Annotated in this window: 22 protein-coding genes and 1 tRNA gene; 21 read left to right on the top strand and 2 right to left on the bottom strand. The window is 64.7% G+C overall.

The window, feature by feature from the left end:
- Window positions 1-44: 44 nt before the first annotated feature.
- The 3 genes from CXY78_RS17710 to CXY78_RS17700 are packed head-to-tail and all read left to right on the top strand — an operon-like array spanning window position 45 to window position 3259.
- Complete coding sequence (locus tag CXY78_RS17710; RefSeq protein WP_233197307.1) at window positions 45-1019, top strand: permease; 975 nt, start codon at window positions 45-47, stop codon at window positions 1017-1019.
- The gene (locus CXY78_RS17705) at window positions 1009-1782 is read left to right on the top strand and encodes a TIGR03943 family protein (RefSeq protein WP_104090454.1); all 774 of its coding nucleotides are present in this window, start codon (window positions 1009-1011) and stop codon (window positions 1780-1782) included. Before CXY78_RS17710 ends, CXY78_RS17705 begins: the two co-directional genes overlap by 11 nt.
- Entirely contained in the window at window positions 1772-3259 is a 1488-nt protein-coding gene (locus CXY78_RS17700) for a hypothetical protein (protein WP_140425731.1), read from the top strand. Before CXY78_RS17705 ends, CXY78_RS17700 begins: the two co-directional genes overlap by 11 nt.
- 6 nt (window positions 3260-3265) lie before the next feature.
- Here CXY78_RS17700 and CXY78_RS17695 read toward each other — a convergent pair whose 3' ends face one another.
- Window positions 3266-3538 (bottom strand): DUF4031 domain-containing protein, encoded by a 273-nt coding sequence (locus CXY78_RS17695; RefSeq protein ID WP_092339966.1) that lies wholly within the window; start codon window positions 3536-3538, stop codon window positions 3266-3268.
- Window positions 3539-3787: 249 nt separating this feature from the next.
- Between CXY78_RS17695 and rplU the strand changes: the two genes are divergently transcribed.
- The 14 genes from rplU (at window position 3788) to CXY78_RS17625 (ending at window position 13401) form a co-directional block, all read left to right on the top strand.
- Window positions 3788-4096 (top strand): 50S ribosomal protein L21, encoded by a 309-nt coding sequence (rplU, locus tag CXY78_RS17690; RefSeq protein ID WP_092339967.1) that lies wholly within the window; start codon window positions 3788-3790, stop codon window positions 4094-4096.
- 18 nt (window positions 4097-4114) lie between these two features.
- The gene (gene rpmA, locus CXY78_RS17685; RefSeq protein WP_035836705.1) at window positions 4115-4372 is read left to right on the top strand and encodes a 50S ribosomal protein L27; all 258 of its coding nucleotides are present in this window, start codon (window positions 4115-4117) and stop codon (window positions 4370-4372) included.
- 158 nt (window positions 4373-4530) lie between these two features.
- The gene (obgE, locus tag CXY78_RS17680) at window positions 4531-6192 is read left to right on the top strand and encodes a GTPase ObgE (protein WP_092339968.1); all 1662 of its coding nucleotides are present in this window, start codon (window positions 4531-4533) and stop codon (window positions 6190-6192) included.
- The gene (gene proB, locus CXY78_RS17675; protein ID WP_092339969.1) at window positions 6189-6995 is read left to right on the top strand and encodes a glutamate 5-kinase; all 807 of its coding nucleotides are present in this window, start codon (window positions 6189-6191) and stop codon (window positions 6993-6995) included. The genes obgE and proB (CXY78_RS17675) overlap by 4 nt, the downstream gene beginning before the upstream one ends.
- 146 nt (window positions 6996-7141) lie before the next feature.
- The gene (gene proB, locus CXY78_RS17670; RefSeq protein WP_092339970.1) at window positions 7142-7948 is read left to right on the top strand and encodes a glutamate 5-kinase; all 807 of its coding nucleotides are present in this window, start codon (window positions 7142-7144) and stop codon (window positions 7946-7948) included.
- Between the two features lie 44 nt (window positions 7949-7992).
- Window positions 7993-9261 carry a glutamate-5-semialdehyde dehydrogenase gene (locus CXY78_RS17665; protein WP_092339971.1) on the top strand — a complete coding sequence of 423 codons (1269 nt, stop codon included), beginning with the start codon at window positions 7993-7995 and terminating at the stop codon, window positions 9259-9261.
- A 131-nt stretch (window positions 9262-9392) separates the two neighbouring features.
- On the top strand, window positions 9393-9608 hold the full coding sequence (locus CXY78_RS17660) for a hypothetical protein (RefSeq protein WP_092339972.1): 216 nt from the start codon (window positions 9393-9395) through the stop codon (window positions 9606-9608).
- 15 nt (window positions 9609-9623) lie between these two features.
- Window positions 9624-10217 carry a nicotinate-nucleotide adenylyltransferase gene (gene nadD, locus CXY78_RS17655; RefSeq protein WP_255409998.1) on the top strand — a complete coding sequence of 198 codons (594 nt, stop codon included), beginning with the start codon at window positions 9624-9626 and terminating at the stop codon, window positions 10215-10217.
- Window positions 10214-11332, top strand: coding sequence for a hypothetical protein (locus CXY78_RS17650; RefSeq protein ID WP_092339973.1), 1119 nt, complete (start codon window positions 10214-10216; stop codon window positions 11330-11332). Before nadD ends, CXY78_RS17650 begins: the two co-directional genes overlap by 4 nt.
- A 118-nt stretch (window positions 11333-11450) precedes the next feature.
- A complete protein-coding gene (gene rsfS / locus CXY78_RS17645; protein WP_092339974.1) occupies window positions 11451-11864 on the top strand; it encodes a ribosome silencing factor in 414 nt (137 codons plus the stop codon).
- A 73-nt stretch (window positions 11865-11937) separates the two neighbouring features.
- Window positions 11938-12013, top strand: a tRNA-Ala gene (locus tag CXY78_RS17640).
- 192 nt (window positions 12014-12205) lie between these two features.
- Complete coding sequence (locus CXY78_RS17635) at window positions 12206-12547, top strand: Lsr2 family protein (protein ID WP_092339975.1); 342 nt, start codon at window positions 12206-12208, stop codon at window positions 12545-12547.
- Window positions 12460-13056 carry a YchJ family protein gene (locus tag CXY78_RS22205; protein ID WP_369827347.1) on the top strand — a complete coding sequence of 199 codons (597 nt, stop codon included), beginning with the start codon at window positions 12460-12462 and terminating at the stop codon, window positions 13054-13056. The genes CXY78_RS17635 and CXY78_RS22205 overlap by 88 nt, the downstream gene beginning before the upstream one ends.
- A 9-nt stretch (window positions 13057-13065) precedes the next feature.
- Window positions 13066-13401 carry a TIGR02611 family protein gene (locus tag CXY78_RS17625; protein WP_092339976.1) on the top strand — a complete coding sequence of 112 codons (336 nt, stop codon included), beginning with the start codon at window positions 13066-13068 and terminating at the stop codon, window positions 13399-13401.
- Between the two features lie 17 nt (window positions 13402-13418).
- On the opposite strand, the gene CXY78_RS17620 is transcribed toward CXY78_RS17625, so the two are convergent.
- Entirely contained in the window at window positions 13419-13799 is a 381-nt protein-coding gene (locus CXY78_RS17620) for a hypothetical protein (protein WP_104090451.1), read from the bottom strand.
- Window positions 13800-13978: 179 nt separating this feature from the next.
- Between CXY78_RS17620 and CXY78_RS17615 the strand changes: the two genes are divergently transcribed.
- The 4 genes from CXY78_RS17615 (at window position 13979) to treZ (ending at window position 21513) form a co-directional block, all read left to right on the top strand.
- Window positions 13979-15013, top strand: a complete 1035-nt coding sequence (locus tag CXY78_RS17615) for an LLM class flavin-dependent oxidoreductase (protein ID WP_104090450.1) — start codon at window positions 13979-13981, stop codon at window positions 15011-15013.
- Window positions 15014-15156: 143 nt separating this feature from the next.
- A complete protein-coding gene (gene glgX / locus CXY78_RS17610) occupies window positions 15157-17343 on the top strand; it encodes a glycogen debranching protein GlgX (protein WP_092339979.1) in 2187 nt (728 codons plus the stop codon).
- A 10-nt stretch (window positions 17344-17353) separates the two neighbouring features.
- Window positions 17354-19762 (top strand): malto-oligosyltrehalose synthase, encoded by a 2409-nt coding sequence (gene treY / locus CXY78_RS17605; RefSeq protein ID WP_233206230.1) that lies wholly within the window; start codon window positions 17354-17356, stop codon window positions 19760-19762.
- Entirely contained in the window at window positions 19759-21513 is a 1755-nt protein-coding gene (gene treZ, locus CXY78_RS17600; protein WP_104090448.1) for a malto-oligosyltrehalose trehalohydrolase, read from the top strand. Before treY ends, treZ begins: the two co-directional genes overlap by 4 nt.
- Window positions 21514-21517: the final 4 nt, after the last annotated feature.

Raw genomic sequence — 21517 nt, 5'->3', positions numbered from 1 at the left:
TCCTGCGGCGATGGCCTCTCGGCCTCACCGCGGGGGTGTTGGTGGTGCTCGCCGTTTTCGTCGTGCGGGCGCTTTCGCCCGCCTTCGTCGACGAGCAGCTGAGCGATTTCCAACTGCCCGACCGGGTGCAGGACACCCTGACCCTGGCGATCAGCGTCATCATCGAGTCGGTGCCGTTCGTATTTCTGGGCATCCTACTCTCGGCGGTCGTGCAGGTCTGGCTGCCGCACGGCGTTCTGGCCCGGCATCTGCCACGCAACCCCATTCTGCGGCGCGCCACGATCTCGCTGCTCGGCATGTTCTTTCCGGTCTGCGAGTGCGGCAACGTGCCGCTCGCCCGCGGATTCATGGTCGGTGGGTTCACCGTCTCCGAATCGATCACCTTTCTGCTCGCCGCGCCGATTCTCAACCCGATCACCATAATCACCACGCACCAGGCCTTCGGCTGGGACGGCCACATTCTGGTCGCGCGGCTGGTCGGCGGATTCCTCATCGCCAACGTCGTAGGCTGGCTGTTCAGCAAGCACCCCGACCCGCAGAGCCTGCTGACGACCAGGTTCGCGGCCGCCTGCGCGGTCGGGTCCACGAGCGGGCACGATCATGCACACCACAGGGAGAGCCGGTTCAGCCAGACCACCGAGATCTTCATTCGCGAAACGTCGGTCATCATGCCGGCCCTGTTCATCGGCTCCGCCGTAGCCGCCCTCACTCAGGTGTTCGTGCCGCGGTCGGTGCTGCTCGCGCTCGGCAGCAACCCGGTCTGGTCGGTGCTCGCCATGATGGCACTGGCTTTCATCGTGGCGGTCTGCTCCAACGTTGACGCGTTCTTCGTGCTGTCGTTTGGCAGTACCTTTCTGCCCGGCGGAATCGTGGCGTTCCTCGTGTTCGGTGCCCTGATCGACGTCAAGATGCTCGCCCTCATGCGCACGACCTTCACCAGTCGCACCCTGGTGCAGATCACGGTCGTGGTGGGCCTCATGAGCGCCGCGCTCGGATTGCTGGTGAACTATGTTGCCTGACCGAAAGCTGTCCGGGGCCCTCCGCTATTGGGCTGAGCGCTGGCAGGGTGTGCTGCTCAGCCTCGTGGTCGTTGTCGCGACCCTGTGGCTGGCCCTGAGCGGCCAGCTCGGCCTCTATATCCACCCTCGCTATTTCGTTTTCACGATCGCCATGGCCGTGGTCGGGCTTGTGCTCGTCGCCGCCGGGTTCGCCCGTCGACGCGGTTTTGAGGTCGAACGCAGCGGTCGGGTCCAAACGACTCTGACCGGGGTCGGAGTCGGGCTGCTGCTGATCATGGGCGTCGCCATGGTCGTGGTCCCGCCGACCACCCTGACCAGCGCCACGGCAACCCAGCGCGAGGTCAATTCCGGCGGGCTCGGCACCGACGACGACGCCGACCAGGCCGCGGCGCTCATCGGCACCGGCGACTTTGAGCAGCTCAGCGTGCGCGAGTGGGTCTCTCTGCTCGCGCAATCCTCTGATCCGGCCTTCTACGCCGACAAAACCGCTCAGGTCACCGGGTTCGTCACGCCTGACGCCAAAGACCCCGATAACGTGTTCTATCTGGCCCGGTTCGTCGTCACCTGTTGCGCGGTCGACGCCCAACCGATCGGCGTTCCGGTCTACCTGCCGGGCTGGCAGGCCGAGTACGAGGTCGATGACTGGGTGCAGGTCACCGGCCGGTTCGAGCTGAGCGTGAGCGCATCAGCGAGCGATCCACTCGCGATCACCCCGGTCGAGATCCTTCCCGTCGACCAGCCGAATGACCCCTATGTCTACTGACCCCTCTGCTGACCTGTTGACCGGGCAACCGCTCCCGGCACGGTCGACCCGCCCATTCCGCCGTACCCTCTGGATACTCGTCGGCGGCCTGGTCGCGGCCTGCGTTGCCCTGGTCGCCGTCAACCTGCTGACCGGCCCCCGGCTCACCGGCGTCGACGTCGACACCACCGCCGTGGTCTCTTCCGCGAACGCGCGCCTCGTGCTCGCGACGAACCGTCAGTTGACCGACATCACCCCGGAGCAGGTGAGTATCGAGCCGTCCGCAGCCTTTCAGGTCACCACGAGCGCGAATTCCGTCGTGATCTCCTTCCCGCAGCCACTCGCCTACAACACCGACTACGCGGTCTCCGTGCGGGGCATTACCGGCACGGCCGTCGACCGAGAATCGACAGTCAGGGCAGCCTTCAGCACGAGCGAACCCTCGCTGTACTACCTCAGTCGCGCGGCGTCGGCCGCCGAAGCCGGCACGCGCGGCACGGACCGCATCCTGCGTACCACGACCGGCAGGGCTGACACCGAGGTAGCCTTCGAGTCGGCGAACATCCAGCAGTTCGTGCCGATGGGCAGCGAACTCGCCGTGGTCACGGTGAACCCCGATCTGGCCAACGCGCTCTATCGCGTTGATGCCGACGGTACCGCCGAAGCTCTCAACCTGCCCGGTGTCGGCCTCGTGCAGGATCTGCAAGCCGCGCCCGGCCAGTCCCTGCTCGGTTTTCGTTTCACCAGCGCAGCGGATGCCGCAGGCCCGTACTACGACAACGTGCTGTTCGTGCTCGACCTGCGCACCAACAATGCCACTGCGGTCCCTGCCCTCGAGGGTGGCCCGCTGAGTGTTACGACCTGGGGATTCATGGCCAATCGCGCCGACATCGTTGCACAGCAATACGATTCGACCTTGCTGCTGATCAATCCGCTAAACCAGTCCGGCGGCAACCCGCTCGAGAATGAACCCGAATTCGACCCGCCGGTACCGCTCGGGCAATTCGCGAACCTCACCGCGTTCGCGCCCGACGGCGTGCGCATCGCCGTGTCGGACCGCGACGGCCAGTACGTGCTTGATCTGTCGCAGGGCACAGAGTCCGCCATCGTGCCGCAGAGCGTGGAAGGCACCACCCAGTACACCGCCGAGCTGCGCTTCCTTGCCGGGGGAGCCGGCACGGACTCCGACAGCTACGTGCAGCGCGTCGCCGAGATCGACGCCGCTACCGGTTCGGTCAGGCAATATCTCTCGCTGGTGCAGGGTGGTGAGGCGCGCACCGTCTATGCGCCGGCATCCGCTGACGAAACCATTGTTGGATTCGAGCTCTCGCCGAACGACCAGTTCCTGGCCGTGCAGATCGTGCCGAACCGTGAGACCGAGCGCTCTGACGGATACCCGGTCAATGCTCAGGCAACGGATGCAACGACCCTGTTCGTGAACGTGGCTACCGGCGCGGTGCGCCGCAGCGTGCTCGGCTTCGATGCCACCTGGCAGTAGCCGAGGCTACAGTCCGCGCCGCTCCCGGGCGGTCACACGCAGCCCGCTGGAGCGCAGCCGCACGATCATCTCCCGAAAGCTCACCGGCACGGCCCCGGCGGCCACCAGGTCCGCGTAGCGGCCTTCAGGCACGTCGTAGTGGTCGAGGTCGAAGCCACGCCGGGGAATACCGGCCTGAGCGGCGAAAGCGTGCAATTCGTGCAGATTCGAGTCGCTCACGAGGTGTGCCCACACCGTTCCGTGCGCCGGCCAGCTAGGCTGGTCGATAAGTATTGCCATGATCGAAGTCTACGAGCCGCCCTGTGTTTCAGAAGTGGTTCAGACACGCCGTGCCGTTGGTTTGACCACGGGTAGCGGATCAGGTAAAGTCAACCCTTGGTGTGCGTTAGATAAATAAGCGCGAATACCAAGGTTTTCTGAGTGCGCTGGGCCAACCGGTCCGTGTACTGCAGTGAATGCAGCAGTCAAGTTTGAGCAGTGAGTTTCCGCAAATTGGAGCCTCAGGCTCCCCAGAGATTGGTACGTAAAGTGGTTTACGCAGTTGTGCGCGCCGGAGGGCGGCAGGAGAAGGTAGAGGTCGGTACCATCGTGACGATGGACCGAATCAAGGCTGACAAGGACGGCAACGTCGAGCTGGCCGCTGTGCTCCTCGTCGACGGCGACAAGATCACCTCTGACGGGGCGTCACTGGCCAAGGTCAAGGTCACTGCTGAGGTTTTGAACAACCTTCGCGGTCCGAAGATCGTCATCCAGAAGTTCAAGAACAAGACCGGGTACAAGAAGCGTCAGGGGCACCGTCAGGAGCTCACTCGCGTTCAGGTTACCGGCATCGCCTAGGCCAGAGGAGATAGACAGATGGCACATAAAAAAGGTGCGAGTTCCACTCGCAACGGTCGTGACTCGAACGCTCAGCGCCTCGGCGTGAAGCGCTTCGGTGGTCAGGTTGTCGGCGCGGGCGAGATCATCGTTCGGCAGCGCGGCACGCACTTCCACCCCGGCGTCAACGTCGGCCGTGGCGGCGACGACACCCTCTTCGCTCTCGAAGCCGGCTCCGTGCAGTTCGGCGCCAAGGGTGGCCGCAAGGTCATCAACATCGTGGTTGCAGCCGAGTAGGTTTTTACAGCACAGTATTTTTCGTACACAACGTCAGGGCGGGCTTCGGTCCGCCCTGACGTGTTTGTTCAGCACTTTTTGTAGCACATCGTTCCACGCACGGGTTTCATAGCACCTCGTTTTGAAGCATTTCTTGCGCCACCTGAAAGGGGCACTCCATGGCCACATTCGTTGACCACGTGACGCTGCATTTACGAGCGGGCAATGGAGGAAACGGATGCGTTTCGGTCAAGCGCGAGAAGTTCAAACCTCTCGCCGGTCCCGACGGCGGTAACGGCGGCAGCGGCGGAGACCTCGTGCTCGTGGCCGATCCCAGCACGACCACCCTGCTCGGCTTCCACCGGTCACCGCACCGCAGCTCCGACAACGGCGGCCCCGGCATGGGCGACCACCGCAATGGCCACAACGGCGAGATGCGCGAGCTCATGGTTCCCATCGGCACCGTGGTCAAGGACATCGAGGGCAACCAGCTCCTCGACATGGACGAACCCGGCCTGCGCCTCATCGTCGCGCCCGGCGGCCAGGGCGGGCTCGGCAACGCCGCCCTCGCCTCGACCAAGCGCAAGGCCCCCGGCTTTGCCCTGCTCGGCACGCTCGGCTGGGAAGGCGACGTCTACCTCGAGCTCAAGACCGTAGCGGATGTCGCGCTCGTCGGGTACCCTTCGGCTGGTAAGTCCAGCCTGATCGCCGCCATGAGTGCGGCTCGCCCCAAAATCGCCGACTACCCCTTCACCACGCTGCACCCCAACCTCGGCGTCGTCGAATCGGGTGAGTCGCGCTACACCATTGCCGACGTGCCCGGCCTGATCGAGGGCGCGAGCGAGGGCAAGGGGCTCGGCCTCGAGTTCCTTCGCCACGTTGAACGCTGCACCGCCCTGCTGCATGTGCTGGACTGTGCCACGCTCGAGCCCGGTCGCGACCCGATCAGTGACCTCGACGTCATTCTCGGCGAACTCGACGCCTACCCGGTGCCCGACGGCCAAAAGCCGCTGCTGCAGCGCTCCCAGCTCATCGCCCTGAACAAGATCGACGTGCCGGAAGGCCGCGAACTGGCCGCCTTCGTCAAGGCCGACCTCGAAGCCCGTGGCTACCGCGTATTCGAAATTTCCAGCGTCACCCACGAGGGTCTCAAACAGCTCAACTACGCCCTCGCTGAGGTCGTCGAACAGGGCCGCGCCGAGGCTGCCGCAGCCGAAGCGAAGAAGCCGCGCATCATCATCCGTCCCAAGGCCGTCGATGAGGGCGGCTTCGTCATCAAGGTCGAGGGTGGCACCTTCGGCAACATTTACCGCATTCTCGGTACCAAGCCGGAACGCTGGATTCAGCAGACCGACTTCACGAACGATGAGGCCGTCGGCTTCCTCGCCGACCGACTCGCCAAGCTCGGCATCGAGAATGAGTTGTACAAGTCGGGAGCCATCGCCGGCTCGACCGTCATCATCGGCCCCGGCCACGGTGTCGTCTTCGACTGGGAGCCCACGCTCACCTCCACCGCCGAACTCATCACGGCTCCCCGAGGCACCGACGCCCGCCTTGACGAGCCTAAACGTCGCACCAGCAACGAACGCCGCGAGGAGTACTTCGGCCGAATGGACGCCAAGTCCTCGGCCCGCGCCGAACTCATTCGTGAGCGCGAAGCCGGCATGTGGCAGACCGGCGAGGAGGAACACAACGAAGACGTTCGCCTCGCCGACGTGGAATTGAACTTCTCCACGCTGGCCGGCGCCGCTGAGCCCGAAACCGCGCCAGACACCGGCATCGAAACGGATGCCAATGCTGACGAGACTGAGACAGACCCAACGGAAGAAGTACAGAAGTGAGTGGCTTAGCCAGGGACAACGTAGCGGGCGCGAAACGCGTCGTGGTGAAGGTCGGGTCTTCGTCGATCAGCGGCGAGAACTCCGACCAGATCACCCCACTCGTTGACGCCCTGGCCGAGGCCTACGGTCGCGGCACCGAGGTGGTACTCATCTCCTCGGGCGCGGTCGCCACCGGCATGCCCTTCCTGAACCTTGATGAACGCCCCAGCGACGTAGCCACCCAGCAGGCCGCCGCCGCTGTCGGGCAGAATGTGCTCATCTTTCGGTACCAGGAAAGCCTCGACAGGTACGGCATCGCTGCCGGTACCGTGCTGCTGACCGAGGGCGACGCTCTAAAGGAACCGCACCGAAGCAACACCCGGCGCGCACTGGAACGACTGCTCGACCTGCGCATTCTGCCGGTCGTCAACGAGAACGACACCGTGGCTGTCTATGGCTTGCGGTTCGGCAGCAATGATCGCCTCGCCGCCCTGGTCGCAACCCTCATCCAAGCCGACCTGCTGATCATGCTCAGCGACGTCGACGCGCTCTACACCAAGCCGCCGCACCTGCCGGGCGCTGAGAAGCTCGACTTCATCGCCGCGGACGACCCGCTCGACGGGTTCGAGTTCAGTTCGAGCGGAGCAACCGGAGTGGGCACCGGGGGAGCGAGCACGAAGGTGGTCGCCGCCCGCCTCGCCACCAAGGCTGGCACCGCCGTTCTGGTCACCTCGACCGAACTGGCCGCTGCAGCCCTGCGTGGCGAGCACGTCGGCACCTGGTTCGAGCCGACGGCAAGCGAAGAGCGTCGCGCGCTGCTCTGACCGCACCAGCTGCGCTAAACTGCCGGTGGTCGCACGGCGCGTCCATTATTCTTGCCGGAGGGCCAGATTCATGTGGGGTTGCACGTCCTTATTGGGGTCAGCGTGAATGGCTTCAGCGTTAATGTAGCCAACCGAAATATCACCCGATGAGGGCGCACTCGCAGCAGGTTGTTCGATCCGCCGCGCGTATCGTGGTCAAGGTGGGCTCCTCGTCGATCAGTGGCGAAAACTCCGGGCAGATCGCGCCCTTGGTCGATGCCCTGGCTGAAGCGCATGCCCGGGGCACCGAGGTGGTTCTGGTCTCGTCCGGTGCCATTGCCATCGGCATGCCGTACCTCCAGCTGCAGGAACGGCCGACCGACCTGGCGACCCAGCAGGCGGCGGCATCCGTTGGTCAGAATCTGTTGATCTTTCGGTACCAGGACAGCCTCGACCGCTACGACATCGTGGCCGGTCAGGTGCTGCTGACGGCGAGTGACCTCGACAACGCCACCCACCGCGGCAACGCCCAGCGCGCCATGGAGCGCCTGATGGCGCTGCGTATTCTTCCGATCGTCAACGAGAATGACACCGTAGCCACCCACGAGATTCGATTCGGCGACAACGACCGACTGGCCGCCCTCGTCGCCACCCTGATCGGTGCCGACCTGCTCGTGCTCCTCAGCGATGTGGATTCCCTCTACACGTGCCCGCCGGACCTGCCCGGTGCTGAGCGCATCAGCCACGTGGCATCCGGTGACCCGTTGGTGGGGATGGAATTCGGCGCGACTGCCGTCAACGGGGTCGGCACCGGGGGAGCGAGCACCAAGGTGACGGCGGCGCGCATCGCGGCCCAGGCCGGAACCGCCGTGCTGGTCACGGCGACCGGGTTGGTGGCCGAGGCGCTGCGCGGGGATCCGGTGGGAACCTGGTTCGAACCGTCGCCAGCACCGTCAGCACTGCGTATTTCCTGAGAGCCGAGAATAGTCTCATGGTTCGCCTCCCGTAAACTAGGTTCATGTTGCAGTCTCTGAACGATGTAGCCCAGCTCACGCCCACCCTCGAGGCCGCTCGCGCCGCCTCCCTGCCGCTCGCTTCAGCGCCGACAGAGCTAAAGAATAAAGCGCTGAAATTGATTGCGCAATCGCTGCGCGACCACGCCGCGCAGATCGTGACGGCCAACCAGGTCGACCTCGCTGCCGGCGCCACCAACGGCCTCAGTGCCGGACTGCTCGACCGGCTCAAGCTCGACCCGCCGCGCATTATGGCCCTCGCCGACTCCGTCGACCAGATCGCGCTGCTGACCGACCCGGTCGGCCAGGTCGTGCGCGGCAGCAGCCTGCCCAACGGCATCAAAATCAGCCAGGTGCGTGTTCCCTTCGGCGTCATCGGAGTCATCTACGAAGCTCGCCCGAACGTCACCGTCGATCTGGCCGCCCTCGCCTTGAAGAGTGGCAACGCCGTCGTGCTCCGCGGTGGTTCCGCTGCCGAGAACAGCAACCGAATACTCATCGACCTGGTGCAGGCGGCGATCACCGACGCCGGACTCAACCCTGATTCGGTGCAGACCATCGACCCCTTTGGCCGGGCCGGCGCGACCGAGCTCATGAAGGCTCGCGGCTACGTCGACGTGCTCATTCCCCGTGGCAGCGCCAACCTGATCCAGACCGTGGTTCGTGAGTCCCAGGTGCCGGTCATCGAGACCGGTGCCGGCGTCGTGCACGTCTTCCTCGATGAGACGGCTACCAAGCAGTGGGCGATCGATATCGTGCACAACTCCAAGACGCACCGTCCGAGCGTCTGCAATGCCCTGGAAACCCTGCTCGTACACCGCAGCGCAGCTGAACGCTTGCTTCCCGATGTGTTGGACAAGCTCACGGCGTCCGGTGTCACCATCCATGCGGATGCCCGCACCCGCGCGCTCTATCCGGCCGCTGTCCCGGCGACCGACGATGACTGGGGCACCGAATACATGAGCCTCGACATTTCGGTGGCGATTGTCGACTCCCTCGATGAGGCCATGGACCACATTCGTCGCTATTCAACCGGGCACACCGAGTCGATCATCACCAACGATCTGCAGAACGCTGAGCGCTTTCTGAACGAGGTCGATTCGGCCTCGGTCATGGTCAACGCCTCCACTCGCTTCACCGACGGCGGAGAATTCGGCTTCGGTGCCGAGGTGGGTATCTCCACCCAGAAGCTGCACGCTCGTGGGCCGATGGGTTTGCCAGAGCTGACCAGCACAAAGTGGATCGTGCGCGGCACCGGCCAGGTACGCGCGTAGGTTCACACGCGGGTGCCGGTCAAGTGCGCCGGTCAAGCTAGGATGAGTCGACGGCGTGAGCCGTCAGGCGCGCGACCCGTCGCGGCCAACTGGGGCCGCGCCCGACTGCGCGGCGCGTGAATGGAGAACCGATGTCTTTTGTGAGTGCCGTGCTAACCGAGGTCGAGCACATCGCCTTGCCGTTGCCGCTCATCATCTACCCGATGGTGGCCGCCGTGTTGTTCCTGGCCCTCGGCGTCGTGCTGTGGAGCTTTCGTGATGTGTCCAACCGCCACAGCGGCAAGGCTGACGCCTACGCAGCCGCGCATGGCGGACACGGTGGTACCACCGGCACCGGTGGCCACTAGAAGCCTGATCTTAACGTGACAGTTCGTCGCCTTCGCATCGGCGTGATGGGCGGAACGTTCGACCCCATTCACCATGGGCACCTCGTCGCCGCCAGCGAGGTGGCACAGAGCTTCGACCTCGACGAGGTGATCTTCGTGCCCACCGGGCAGCCGTGGCAGAAAAGCGGCGTCACCCGCGGCGAACATCGCTACCTGATGACGGTGATTGCGACCGCGTCCAATCCGCGGTTCACAGTGAGTCGGGTGGATATTGACCGGGTCGGCCCGACTTACACCATTGATACGCTGCGTGATCTGCACGAAGAACGTCCGGATGCCGAATTGTTCTTCATTACCGGAGCGGATGCGATCACCCAGATTCTCGGCTGGAAAGACGTGCGTGAACTGTGGCAGCTGGCACATTTCGTGGCTGTGAGTCGCCCGGGCCATGAGCTGAGCGTTTCGGGATTACCGAACCAAGACGTAAGCTTGTTGGAAGTTCCGGCACTGGCTATTTCGTCCACTGACTGCCGGGCACGGGTCAATCGGGGATTCCCGGTCTGGTATCTGGTCCCCGACGGGGTCGTCCAGTACATCTCAAAGCATCATCTGTATCGGAGTGTGGCATGACGTCGGGAGACCCTCAGCCGCTCAGCCGACGTCAGGCGCGCGAACTCGCCCGCGAACAGGGTGACGAAGCCGCCGCGGTGTACGACGCCATCCCGACCCTCGACGTTCCGGTGCTAGTCCCGGCCGCGCTTCGCCCGGCACCGTTTGCTTCATCGGCACAGACCTCGACATCACGGCGAACGAGCCGGCACCACACGGCTCCCGATCCGAAAGAGCCTCAGGACACCGTCGATCCAGTTCCAACCCCGGGTGCAGCCGAGCCCGACCCGTCGGTTCCGGCACCGCACACCCTGAGTCGCCGGGAATTGCGCGCACTGCACGCACGTGAAGATGAGGAACGGGCTCTCAATACTGGGGACCTCACGACCCCCGCCGATCAGCCCGCCGACGCTGAAGCTACTGATGCTGGGCCGGTTGACCCTGAACTGGTCGAGGCCGAGCTGGTCGAGGCCGAGCTGATCGAGCCCGAGCCCACCACGCGGGTCGCCGTCGACCCGGTCGAATCCGAGCAGATGTACGCCGAGCCGATCATGGCCGAGCCGGTCGTGGCCGAGCCGATCGAGGCCGAGCCGATCGAGGCGCCGGATCCGACCCTCAGTGACAAGACCGGATGGATGCCGCCGATCGGACACTGGTCGGTCGATGCGGATGCTCCGCGCGTCGACGTATCGCAGCCTGACCAGTCGCTCGACGAACTGATCAACCGTGGTATCGGGGCCGGGGGCATTCCCACCACCACGAACGCGCTCATCCTGCCGTCGATTCCCCACCAGCCGAGCAGCGTGAGTCCCATCTCCAATACGGGCGAGATCATGATCACGGGGTCATTCGACCTGCCGCGCAGTCTTGGCTCGACCGGCGCCCACCCGAATCTGTTCGATTCGTCCGAGATGGACCACCTGATGGACCAGCTCGACGCCGATCAGCTAGGCGGGGACTCGGCCCCGGTCAGTGCGAGTCGCGCCGTGAGCACGCACGCGTCTACCCGCGGGATGTTGACCCCGCCGAAGAATCAGCGTGCCTCACTTCCCACCGTTTTGGTCATCGCCACGGCCGCACTGGCCGTGAGTGTTCTGGCACTCTTCGTGACCGGCTACCTGCTGGGTCTCTTCTAGTGCCCCGCGCCATGCATCCGTGTCCTTCCTTCCTCGCGGGCCTCTCCGGCTCGCTCGTTTCCCCCATCATCGCCACAAGCGCATTCGCGCCTCGCGGCACAATCTCAAGGATTCATTCATGACCACGTCACCCCACGCCCTCGAGCTGCTTGCCATCGCCGTCGCCGCCGCCGACTCCAAGGGAGGCGAAGACCTCGTTGCCCTCGACGTCTCGAACCCGCTTCCCCTCGCCGACATCTTCTTCATCGTCACTGGTCGGTCGGAGCGCAACGTTGTAGCCATTGCCGGCGAGATTGAAGACAAGCTGATCGAGGCCGGCCACAAGCCGCTGCGGCGCGAGGGACGCGCTGCCGGCCGCTGGGTGCTCGTTGACTTCGGTGACCTGGTCGTGCACGTTTTTCACGAAGAAGAGCGCCAGTACTACTCCCTGGAGCGATTGTGGAAGGACTGCCCGGTGATTCCGACCGGGATTCCCGCCAAAGTGACGTCAAACGAGGCCGCCGATGAGGCTGCCGACGAGGTCGCGGAGTAGCTTCGGTTTCGCAGATCCCAATCTGTGTTGTAAGCTAACAAAGTTGTTTCGGAGCAATTCGAAACAACCATCTGGGTCCGTGGCGCAGCTGGTAGCGCACCTGCATGGCATGCAGGGGGTCAGGGGTTCGAATCCCCTCGGATCCACCAAATATGAAGTAGCCCCGACATTGTCGGGGCTACTTTTTTGTGATCCATCGTGTAAAAGTTGTGAATGCAAAAGAAATACCGCGTGGCGGGTATCGGAAAAAGAGTTCGGCAGCCATAATTCGTTAGTGGTTATCGCCACACGCGAATGTATCCATCCCGAATGTATTCGACACCTCATTGGAGAATCTCAGAATGAAGAAGACCACGGTTCAGCTGCTGGATGACCTTGACGGCACCGTTATTGAAAATGGGTCCGGAGCAACCGTTTCCTATGCTTTCGAAGGGGAATCGTACGAGATCGATCTGTCCGCCGAAAACCTCGCTGAATTTCGCGCCGCGATCAAGCCATACACAAATGTTTCCCGACGCGTTGGCTATGTGCCCGCTAAGTCACGCGGCACCAGTTCGGCCGGTTCGGACCGGGCCGAGCTCCAGGCCATTCGTGCCTGGGCTGCCGCCAACGGCGTTGCCGTATCCGACCGTGGGCGCATTGCCGGCACCGTGCGCGAGGCCTATGCCAGGGCGCAGGCCTAGCAGAGCCCGAACAGACCATTACTCCGGATCAGCGGTGTCCCTGCCTGAGCGAGGGCACCTATGCCGTCTGTTGCGGCCGATTTCACAGCGGTGCTGCGCTGCCGCCGACGGCCGAATGGCTCATGCGATCTCGGTATAGCGCCTTCTGCCGGGATGACGCGCAGTATCTGCTTCAGACGTGGCATCCGTTGACCCGACCGGAATCACTCGAACTGGACCCGGCGATAACTTGGCGACGGCTCGATATCGTGCGTACAGAGCGCGGTGGTTTACTCGATAGTGAGGGCGTCGTGCAATTCACAGCGCACTATCGTGAAAACGGCATAGCGGGTCAGCAGAAAGAAGTGAGCCGCTTTCTCAAGGTTGACCGCCAATGGTATTACCTCGATGCCGTTCCAGACAGACTGAACTCCAGACAGCCACTTCCAGCCGCATGGCCGGGATGGAATCTCAGAGGGCGCGTCACCGCGGTCGATATCGGGCGGCCACCTCCCAGAAATCTGGCTTAGATTGGGCAGATGTCTGAGCATCTCTCCCGCGATATCGCCAGTGGCAGTGACCCGCGGCATCCGGCGCGGCGGGCCCTGCGACGAGCTCGCGCGTGGGTTGACGGGCACCCCTATCTACTCTTCGCCTATCGCCTCGGGGTCGGGCTGCTCGGCACAGTGATTGTTGTTATCGGCATTATTCTGATTCCCCTGCCTGGACCGGGGTGGCTGATCGTCTTCTTGGGACTCGCCGTGCTCGGAACGGAATTCGCTTCGGCGCGTCGGCTCGGCGGGGTACTCAAACAGATTGTCACGCGGGTCTGGGCCTGGTGGCGTTCGCGTCGCGACCGTCCGGTGGCCGGCTGATCTGACCGCCGGCGCGCTCAGCGAGCGGTCAGAAACAGCGCGGCCAGCAGCGCGATGTAGACGATGACGAAAATTGCCGGCGTGACAAATCGCACGACATTGACCCAGGGAGCCATGGCCACGATGCTCCGGGTGAGCGCGCTGGGCGTCTCCAGGCCACGCAGGTCGGTGATGACGGCGAGGCCTTCATTGGCCGCGGCAATCTGGGCCAAAGCTCCGAAAATGCCCGAGGCCAGCAGAATGCCCGCCGCGGCGATGCGCACGGAGAGCTCTGTCGTGCCGAGGCCCAGGGCGAGAAAGCCCACGATGGCCGTGAGCAGGAAGGTCGGCGCGGCTTGGGACGCGATGATGTGTCCGCGGGCTTTCACCCAGGCAGTGATGAGCTCGGATTCGGTCATGGCTGGCTCCATTCTTCGGGTGCCGCACGGCACCTGGATCTATTCTGGCCGCTCCGGCAGATCGTACGGCTCTTTCAACCGTGCGAGTCTGGGTGAAACGGAATAACAGCGGCCGGGCCAAGGTTCCACCGGTGTATGCATGTGCATAGAAAAGACTCGTTCTGAGAGGCTGTACCCGCGTGACGCACAAACTTGAACTGGGACTCGATACCTTCGGCGACGTTACCTTCGACGCCGATGGGCGGCCGCTGGCTCAGCCACAGGTGCTGCGCAACGTCGTGGCCGAAGCCGTGCTGGCCGACCAGGTCGGCCTGGATTTCTTCGGCATCGGCGAGCACCACCGCGCCGATTTCGCCGTGTCAGCACCCGAAGTGGTGCTCGCCGCGATCGCCGGCCAGACCAGCCGGATTCGACTGGGCTCAGCCGTGACCGTACTCAGCTCCGACGACCCGGTGCGGGTCTACCAGCGCTTCGCCACGCTCGACGCCGTGTCGTCTGGACGCGCGGAGATCATTCTCGGGCGCGGTTCGTTCACCGAATCCTTTCCGCTGTTCGGCCTGGATCTCGGTGACTATGAGCAATTGTTCGAGGAGAAGCTCGAATTGTTCACCGAACTGCTCAAGGAACAGCCGGTGACCTGGTCCGGTCAGACCCGGGCAGCCCTGAACGACCAGACCGTGTTTCCGCCGACCGAGTCCGGAGCGATCAAGACCTGGATCGGTGTGGGCGGCAGCCCTGAGTCGGTCATTCGCGCCGCGCACTACGGTCTGCCGCTCATGCTCGCCATCATCGGCGGTGCGCCGCTCGCCTTCGCGCCTCTCGTCGACCTCTACCAGCGCGCCCTGGCGCAGTTCGAGAAGCCCACGCTGCCGATCGGTGAGCACTCGCCCGGCTATATCGCCGAGACGGATGCTCAGGCTCGCGACGAAATGTGGCCGCACTACGAGGCGATGCAGAACCGCATCGGTCGGGAACGCGGCTGGGGCCCGGCCACTCGGGAACGTTTCGAGCAGGATGCCGGCCCCGACGGCGCCGTGTTCGTGGGTTCACCCGAGACCGTGGCCACGAAGATCGCCACGGTGGTGCAGGGACTCGGGCTCAGCCGGTTCGACCTGAAGTACAGCATCGGCACGCTCCCGCACGAGAAATTGATGAACAGCATCGAGCTCTTTGGTACCCGGGTCGCACCGCTCGTGCGCGAAGAACTCGGCTAAGCCTGCCCGGAGCGGCTCGGATGACCGGATATGTCGGCGGATGCCTGTAGCGTGTTCTCCAAGCGCGATTCGGTCATCCGTCGGCGCTGTCTTGTCGCCTCTGTCACACCTGACCGTGTCCCGTCTTCATCCCGAGGAGTCTCATGGAAACCTGGCCCGGAACCGCCTACCCCCTTGGCGCAACGTTCGACGGGAGCGGTACCAACTTCGCACTGTTCAGCGAAGCCGCTCAACGCGTTGAACTCTGTCTCATCGATGAAGATGGAGGTGAGACGCGAGTTGAGGTGCGCGAGTCATCCGCTTATATCTGGCATTGCTACCTGCCGCTGGTGCAGCCGGGGCAGCGCTACGGGTATCGGGTGTACGGCGACTACAACCCGGCGGCCGGTAACCGGACCAACCCGAGCAAGCTGCTGCTCGACCCATACGCCAAGGCCACCACGGGGGCCATCGACTGGGACCCGTCGCTGTTCTCCTACGATTTCGACGACCCGGATTCGGCGAACGACGAGGATTCCGCCTCGCACATGATGCTCGGCGTCGTCGTCAACCCGTTCTTCGACTGGACCGGTGATCGATCCCTCCGCACGCCCTACAGCGAGTCCTTCATCTACGAGGCACACGTGAAGGGCCTGACCAAGCTGCAGGAGTCCGTGCCTGAAACCCAGCGCGGCACCTACGCGGGCCTGGCGCATCCGTCGGTGATCGACCACCTGCAAAAGCTCGGTGTGACTGCCATCGAACTGATGCCGGTGCACCAGTTTGTCAATGACGGCACCCTCGTGGAGCAGGGCCTGGGCAACTATTGGGGCTACAACACGATCGGATTCTTTGCGCCGCACAACGCGTATTCCTCGACCGGTGATCTCGGCCAGCAGGTGCAGGAATTCAAGGGAATGGTGCGCAGCCTGCACGCCGCCGGCATCGAGGTCATTCTCGACGTGGTCTACAACCACACCGCCGAGGGCAACCACATGGGTCCGACCCTGTCGTTCAAGGGCATCGACAACGAGGCCTATTACCGCCTGATGGACGACGACAAGCGCTACTACATGGACTACACCGGGACCGGCAACACCCTCAACGTGCGGCACCCGCACGTGCTGCAGCTCATCATGGACTCGCTGCGCTACTGGGTGCTCGAGATGCACGTCGACGGCTTTCGGTTCGACCTGGCCAGCGCCCTGGCCCGCGACCTCTACGAGGTCGACAAGCTCTCCACCTTCTTCGAGCTCGTGCAGCAAGACCCGATCGTCTCGCAGGTCAAGCTCATCGCCGAGCCGTGGGACGTCGGCCCCGGCGGCTATCAGGTCGGCAATTTTCCCTCCCAGTGGTCGGAATGGAACGGCAAGTACCGCGATACCGTGCGTGATTTCTGGCGGGGGGAGCCATCCACTCTCGGCGAATTCGCCTCCCGCGTCGCCGGATCGGCCGACTTGTACGAGCACTCCGGGCGCCGTCCGATGGCGTCGATCAACTTCGTCACCGCGCATGACGGCTTCACCATCGCCGATCTCGTGTCGTACAACGAGAAGCACAATGACGCCAACGGCGAAGACAACAAAGACGGCGAGTCGCACAACCGCTCCTGGAACTCCGGCGTCGAAGGTCTCAGCGATGATCCGGAGATTCGTGGGTTGCGCGCGCGGCAGGCACGCAACTTCATCGCGACGCTGCTTTTGTCGCAGGGGGTTCCGATGCTGCTGCACGGCGATGAGCTCGGGCGAACCCAGCAGGGTAACAACAACACCTACGCGCAGGATTCCGAGCTGACCTGGGTGCACTGGGACGAAGCGGATGTGCCGCTGATCGAATTCACGGCGGCCGTTTCCCGCCTCCGCCGCGAGCACCCGACGTTTCGGCGCAGTCGCTTCTTCGACGGTCGCCCCGGTAACCGCGTCGCGGGCGAATCGCTGCCCGATATCGTGTGGCTGGGCACCGATGGTGAACCGATGGCGTCGGAAGACTGGGACGAAAACCTCGCTCGCACGGTCGCCAAATTCCTCAACGGCAACGGAATCCGTGAACGAGACGTGCGCGGTCAGGACGTCACCGACGACAATTTTCTGCTGTTGTTCAACGCCGACGCCGAAGACGTCGAATTCACGCTGCCACCCAACGAATATGCCCCGGCCTGGGAAATTGTGGTCGACACCGCCGGTGAGGGGGCCGATTCCATCGCCCGTCCGGCCGGAGCCATCCAGACCGTGGCCGGTCGTTCCCTCGTGGTCCTGCGCGCCTATCACGAACCCGAAGTTGCACCGGATCACTCCGTCGCCGCGTCACTGGCCGGTGCCACCGGTCTGATCACGCTGCCGGGCCACAGCTGAGGGCCGTTCGGTGACCCTTGACGCAGATCTTTTCGTGACGGTGCCCGTCGTCGCGCCGTTGTCGACCTACCGCCTGCAGATCACTGCGGGTTTCGACCTTGACGCGGCCGCAGGGATCGTCGATTACCTTCGCGATCTCGGTGCCGACTGGGTCTACCTGTCGCCGCTGTTGAAGGCCGAAGACGGATCGGATCACGGCTACGACGTCGTCGACCACTGCCTGGTCGACCCAGCACGCGGCGGGGCGGATGCCTTGGGTCGCCTGGCCACTGCCGCGCATCGGGTCGGGCAGGGCGTGCTCGTGGACATCGTGCCCAACCACGTGGGCGTGGCCACGCCGCGGCAGAATCCTTGGTGGTGGGACCTGCTGCAGAACGGCGAACAGTCACGGTACGCCGAGGCCTTCGATGTGGACTGGGAGTTCGGTAGCGGCAGAATCCGCATACCGGTGCTCGGTGATGATCAGGGCGGCGACGTTCAGCGCGGTGACGATCAGGGCCGCGGCGAGCTCGACCGGCTTGAGCTGGTCGACGGCGAACTGCGCTACTTCGACAACCGGTATCCGCTGGCGTCCGGAACCGCCGACGACGGTGCCAGCCCGGCCGACGTGCATGACCGCCAACACTATGAGCTCGTGAACTGGCGCCGCGCTGACGCGGAGCTCAACTATCGGCGCTTCTTCGCCGTGAACAGTTTGGCCGGCATTCGCGTCGACGTGCCGTGGGTGTTCGAAGAGTCGCACCGCGAGATCGTGCGCTGGGTCAAGGACGGCCTGGTTCAGGGCCTCCGGGTGGACCACCCCGACGGCCTCGCGGACCCGGCCGGCTACCTCGAAGCCCTGCGCCGCGCCACCGACGGGGCGTACGTGCTGGTCGAGAAGATTCTCGAGGGTCCGGAACAACTTCCGTCGAGCTGGGCGACGGCCGGGACGACCGGGTATGACGCCCTCGCCGACGTGGACCGGGTGCTCGTCGATCCGGCCGGTCAGCCTGCCCTTGACGCCCTGGAATCACGGCTGCAGGGCGACACCGTCGCTTGGAACGATCTGGTCTTTCGCAACAAGCGTGCGGTGGCCGACGGCATCCTTCGCTCGGAAGTGCTGCGCATCGCCCGTCTGGTACCGAACGACGAGGAGGCCGACACCACCGCCGACGCCGTGGCCGAACTGCTGGCCTGGTTTCCGGTCTACCGCTCCTACCTGCCCCTCGGCCAGGGCGACCTGCAGGTGGCGGCGGGGCGGTCGATCACGCACCGCCCGCACCTGGAGGCCGAGATCGACCGGCTGCTGCCGCTGCTGGGAGACCCGGGGCATCCGGCGGCCGTACGTTTTCAACAGACTTCGGGCATGGTGATGGCCAAGGGGGTCGAGGACCGGGCCTACTACCGGTTCGGTCGGCTGACCTCGCTCAACGAGGTGGGAGCCGACCCCGACGAGTTTGCGGTGACGGTGGCCGAGTTTCACGACCGGCAGCGCGCGCGCCAGGCCAGCTTTCCGCGGTCGATGACGACGCTGTCCACCCACGACACCAAACGTGGCGAAGACGTGCGCGCCCGTATCTCGGTGCTCGCCGAGATTCCCGCCGAGTGGGAGGCTGCCCTGGACCAGCTGCGGGAGGCGCATCCGCTCGGGGACGCACCGTTTGAGAACCTGCTCTGGCAGGCAATCGTCGGCTCCTGGCCGGCTAGCCGGGAGCGCCTCGCCGTCTACGCGCTCAAGGCGGCGCGCGAGGCCGGAACCATCACCACGTGGACAGAGCAGAACGCCGAATTCGAAGCGAAACTGGGGGACCTCGTCGCTTTCGCTACCAGCCCGGGGTCTACCCACGATCTGATTGCTGCGCTGGTCGAGCGGATGCAGCAGGCAGGCTGGAGCAACTCGCTCGCGCTCAAACTGCTGCAGCTGACCATGCCGGGCGTTCCCGACGTGTACCAGGGCAGTGAACTGTGGGAGACCTCACTCGTCGACCCCGACAACCGTCGCACGGTCGACTACACGCTGCGCCGTCAGTTGCTGACCCGCATCGACAGCGGATGGCTTCCCGAGGTAGACGAGACAGGTGCCGCCAAGCTGCTGATCACCGCCCGGGCCCTGCGGCTGCGCCGCGACCGGCCGGACCTGTTCACTCGCTACGCCCCGGTTCCGGTTTTCGGGTCGGGCGCGAGCTATCTCGTGGCGTTTGATCGCGGGGGAGCGATCACGCTGGCCACCCGATTGCCGATCGGGCTGCAGGAGGCGGGCGGTTGGGGAGACACGACGATTGCTGTGGCGGGGCGCGCCTATATCGATCTGGTCACGCAGGAGCGCTTCGAGGGCCCGAACCTCGACGTCGTCCAGGTGCTCGCGCACTACCCGGTGGCGCTTCTGGTGGCCGTCGATGACCGAAATCCCGTCTCTACCCACACAGGACGACACGCATGAACGATCAGAAATTTGCCGTCTGGGCTCCTGACGCGCGCGTCGTGCAGGTGCAACTCGGCCTCCGCCAGCTCGAGCTCACGGCGCGCGACGACGGGTGGTGGGAGCTGCCGGCATCCGCTCAACCCCCGGTCACCGGACCGATCGACTACGGATTCATCGTGGACGGGCGCGGACCGTTCGCCGACCCCCGGTCGCGGCACCAGCCGGCCGGGGTGCACGCCCTCTCGCGCACCTTCGACGCCTCGGCCCACGTCTGGCAGGACGCCGACTGGACCGGTCGCCAGCTCGCCGGAGCCATCATCTACGAGCTGCACGTGGGAACCTTCACACGGGAGGGCACCTTTGACGCGGCCGCGAGCCGGCTCGATCACCTGCATTCGATCGGCGTCGATTTCATCGAGCTGCTGCCGGTGAACGCGTTCAGCGGCACGCGCAACTGGGGCTACGACGGCGTGCTCTGGTACGCCGTGCACGAGGGCTACGGCGGCCCGGCCGGGTACCAGAACTTCGTCGACGCCTGCCACCAGCGCGGCATCGGCGTCATCCAGGACGTCGTCTACAACCACCTGGGGCCGAGCGGCAACTACCTGCCCCAGTTCGGCCCGTACCTCAGTGAGGCGGCCGGTAACACCTGGGGCTCGTCCCTCAATCTCGACGGTCCGCACTCCGACCCGGTGCGCCGGTACATTCTCGACAACGCGTTGATGTGGATGGACGATTATCACGTCGACGGATTGCGCCTCGACGCGGTGCACGCCCTGCGCGATACCAGCGCCACCCACCTGCTCGAGCAGCTCGCCGTCGAGGTCGCAGCGCTCAGCGCCAAAACCGGCCGGCCGCGCACCCTGATCGCCGAATCCGACCTCAACGACCCCCGGCTCGTGACGCCGCGCGAGGCCAACGGCTACGGACTCGACGCACAATGGAGCGACGACTTTCACCACGCCGTGCACGTCGCCCTGACCGGCGAAACGACCGGCTACTACGCCGATTTCGAACCCCTCGACGCCCTCGCCAAGGTGCTCACCCACGGGTTCTTCCACGACGGGACCTACTCGAGCTTTCGCGAGCGCACGCACGGCCGCCGCATCGACCTCGAGCGCATGCCCACCTGGCGGCTGGTCGTCGCCTCCCAGAACCATGACCAGATCGGCAACCGTGCCGTCGGCGACCGGTTGAGCGAGCAGCTCGATACCGGCCAGCTGGCCATTGCCGCCGCGTTGACCCTGCTCGGGCCGTACACACCGATGTTGTTCATGGGCGAAGAATGGGGAGCCACGACACCGTGGCAGTTCTTCACCTCGCATCCCGAACCGGAGCTCGGCGCCGCCACGGCCCGTGGTCGCATCAACGAATTCGCCCGCATGGGCTGGGATCCGGCGCTGGTTCCCGATCCCCAGGACGAGCAGACCTTCGAGCGCTCCAAGCTCGACTGGAACGAAGCCGCCGAACCACAGCATGCTCGCCTGCTCAGGTTCTACCGCGACCTGGCCGCTGTGCGCCGCACCCGCCCGGACTTCACCGATCCCCGCTTCGACCAGATCGCCGTGGAATTCGATGCGGCAGCCGGCTGGCTGCGGCTGCACCGCGGCAGCACCCAGATCCTGTTCAATCTCGGCACCCAGCCGGTGCGCGTTCCGGCGGGGGGCGGTGACATCGTGCTGTCCTTTGCGGCCGAGGGCGAAGCCGTTCAGGGTCGGCTGCCCAACGCCCTGCAGCTGGCACCGCACTCCGTGGTCGTTCTGGCCTGATCTC

It is taken from the genome of Cryobacterium sp. N19 (assembly GCF_002929595.1).
GTDB classification, from domain to species: Bacteria; Actinomycetota; Actinomycetes; order Actinomycetales; family Microbacteriaceae; genus Cryobacterium; species Cryobacterium flavum.
This window is presented reverse-complemented; position numbering and strand designations above follow the sequence as displayed.

Bases quoted from the DNA above. Each gene is read 5' to 3' on its own strand.
- CXY78_RS17650 (WP_092339973.1), top strand. From the start codon at position 10,214: ATGACGTCGGGAGACCCTCAGCCGCTCAGCCGACGTCAGGCGCGCGAA.
- CXY78_RS17660 (WP_092339972.1), top strand. From the start codon at position 9,393: ATGTCTTTTGTGAGTGCCGTGCTAACCGAGGTCGAGCACATCGCCTTG.
- CXY78_RS17625 (WP_092339976.1), top strand. From the start codon at position 13,066: ATGTCTGAGCATCTCTCCCGCGATATCGCCAGTGGCAGTGACCCGCGG.
- glgX (WP_092339979.1), top strand. From the start codon at position 15,157: ATGGAAACCTGGCCCGGAACCGCCTACCCCCTTGGCGCAACGTTCGAC.
- CXY78_RS17635 (WP_092339975.1), top strand. From the start codon at position 12,206: ATGAAGAAGACCACGGTTCAGCTGCTGGATGACCTTGACGGCACCGTT.
- proB (WP_092339970.1), top strand. From the start codon at position 7,142: ATGAGGGCGCACTCGCAGCAGGTTGTTCGATCCGCCGCGCGTATCGTG.
- treZ (WP_104090448.1), top strand. From the start codon at position 19,759: ATGAACGATCAGAAATTTGCCGTCTGGGCTCCTGACGCGCGCGTCGTG.
- CXY78_RS17620 (WP_104090451.1), bottom strand. From the start codon at position 13,799: ATGACCGAATCCGAGCTCATCACTGCCTGGGTGAAAGCCCGCGGACAC.
- obgE (WP_092339968.1), top strand. From the start codon at position 4,531: ATGGCCACATTCGTTGACCACGTGACGCTGCATTTACGAGCGGGCAAT.
- CXY78_RS17665 (WP_092339971.1), top strand. From the start codon at position 7,993: ATGTTGCAGTCTCTGAACGATGTAGCCCAGCTCACGCCCACCCTCGAG.
- CXY78_RS17695 (WP_092339966.1), bottom strand. From the start codon at position 3,538: ATGGCAATACTTATCGACCAGCCTAGCTGGCCGGCGCACGGAACGGTG.
- CXY78_RS17700 (WP_140425731.1), top strand. From the start codon at position 1,772: ATGTCTACTGACCCCTCTGCTGACCTGTTGACCGGGCAACCGCTCCCG.
- rpmA (WP_035836705.1), top strand. From the start codon at position 4,115: ATGGCACATAAAAAAGGTGCGAGTTCCACTCGCAACGGTCGTGACTCG.
- rsfS (WP_092339974.1), top strand. From the start codon at position 11,451: ATGACCACGTCACCCCACGCCCTCGAGCTGCTTGCCATCGCCGTCGCC.
- CXY78_RS17705 (WP_104090454.1), top strand. From the start codon at position 1,009: ATGTTGCCTGACCGAAAGCTGTCCGGGGCCCTCCGCTATTGGGCTGAG.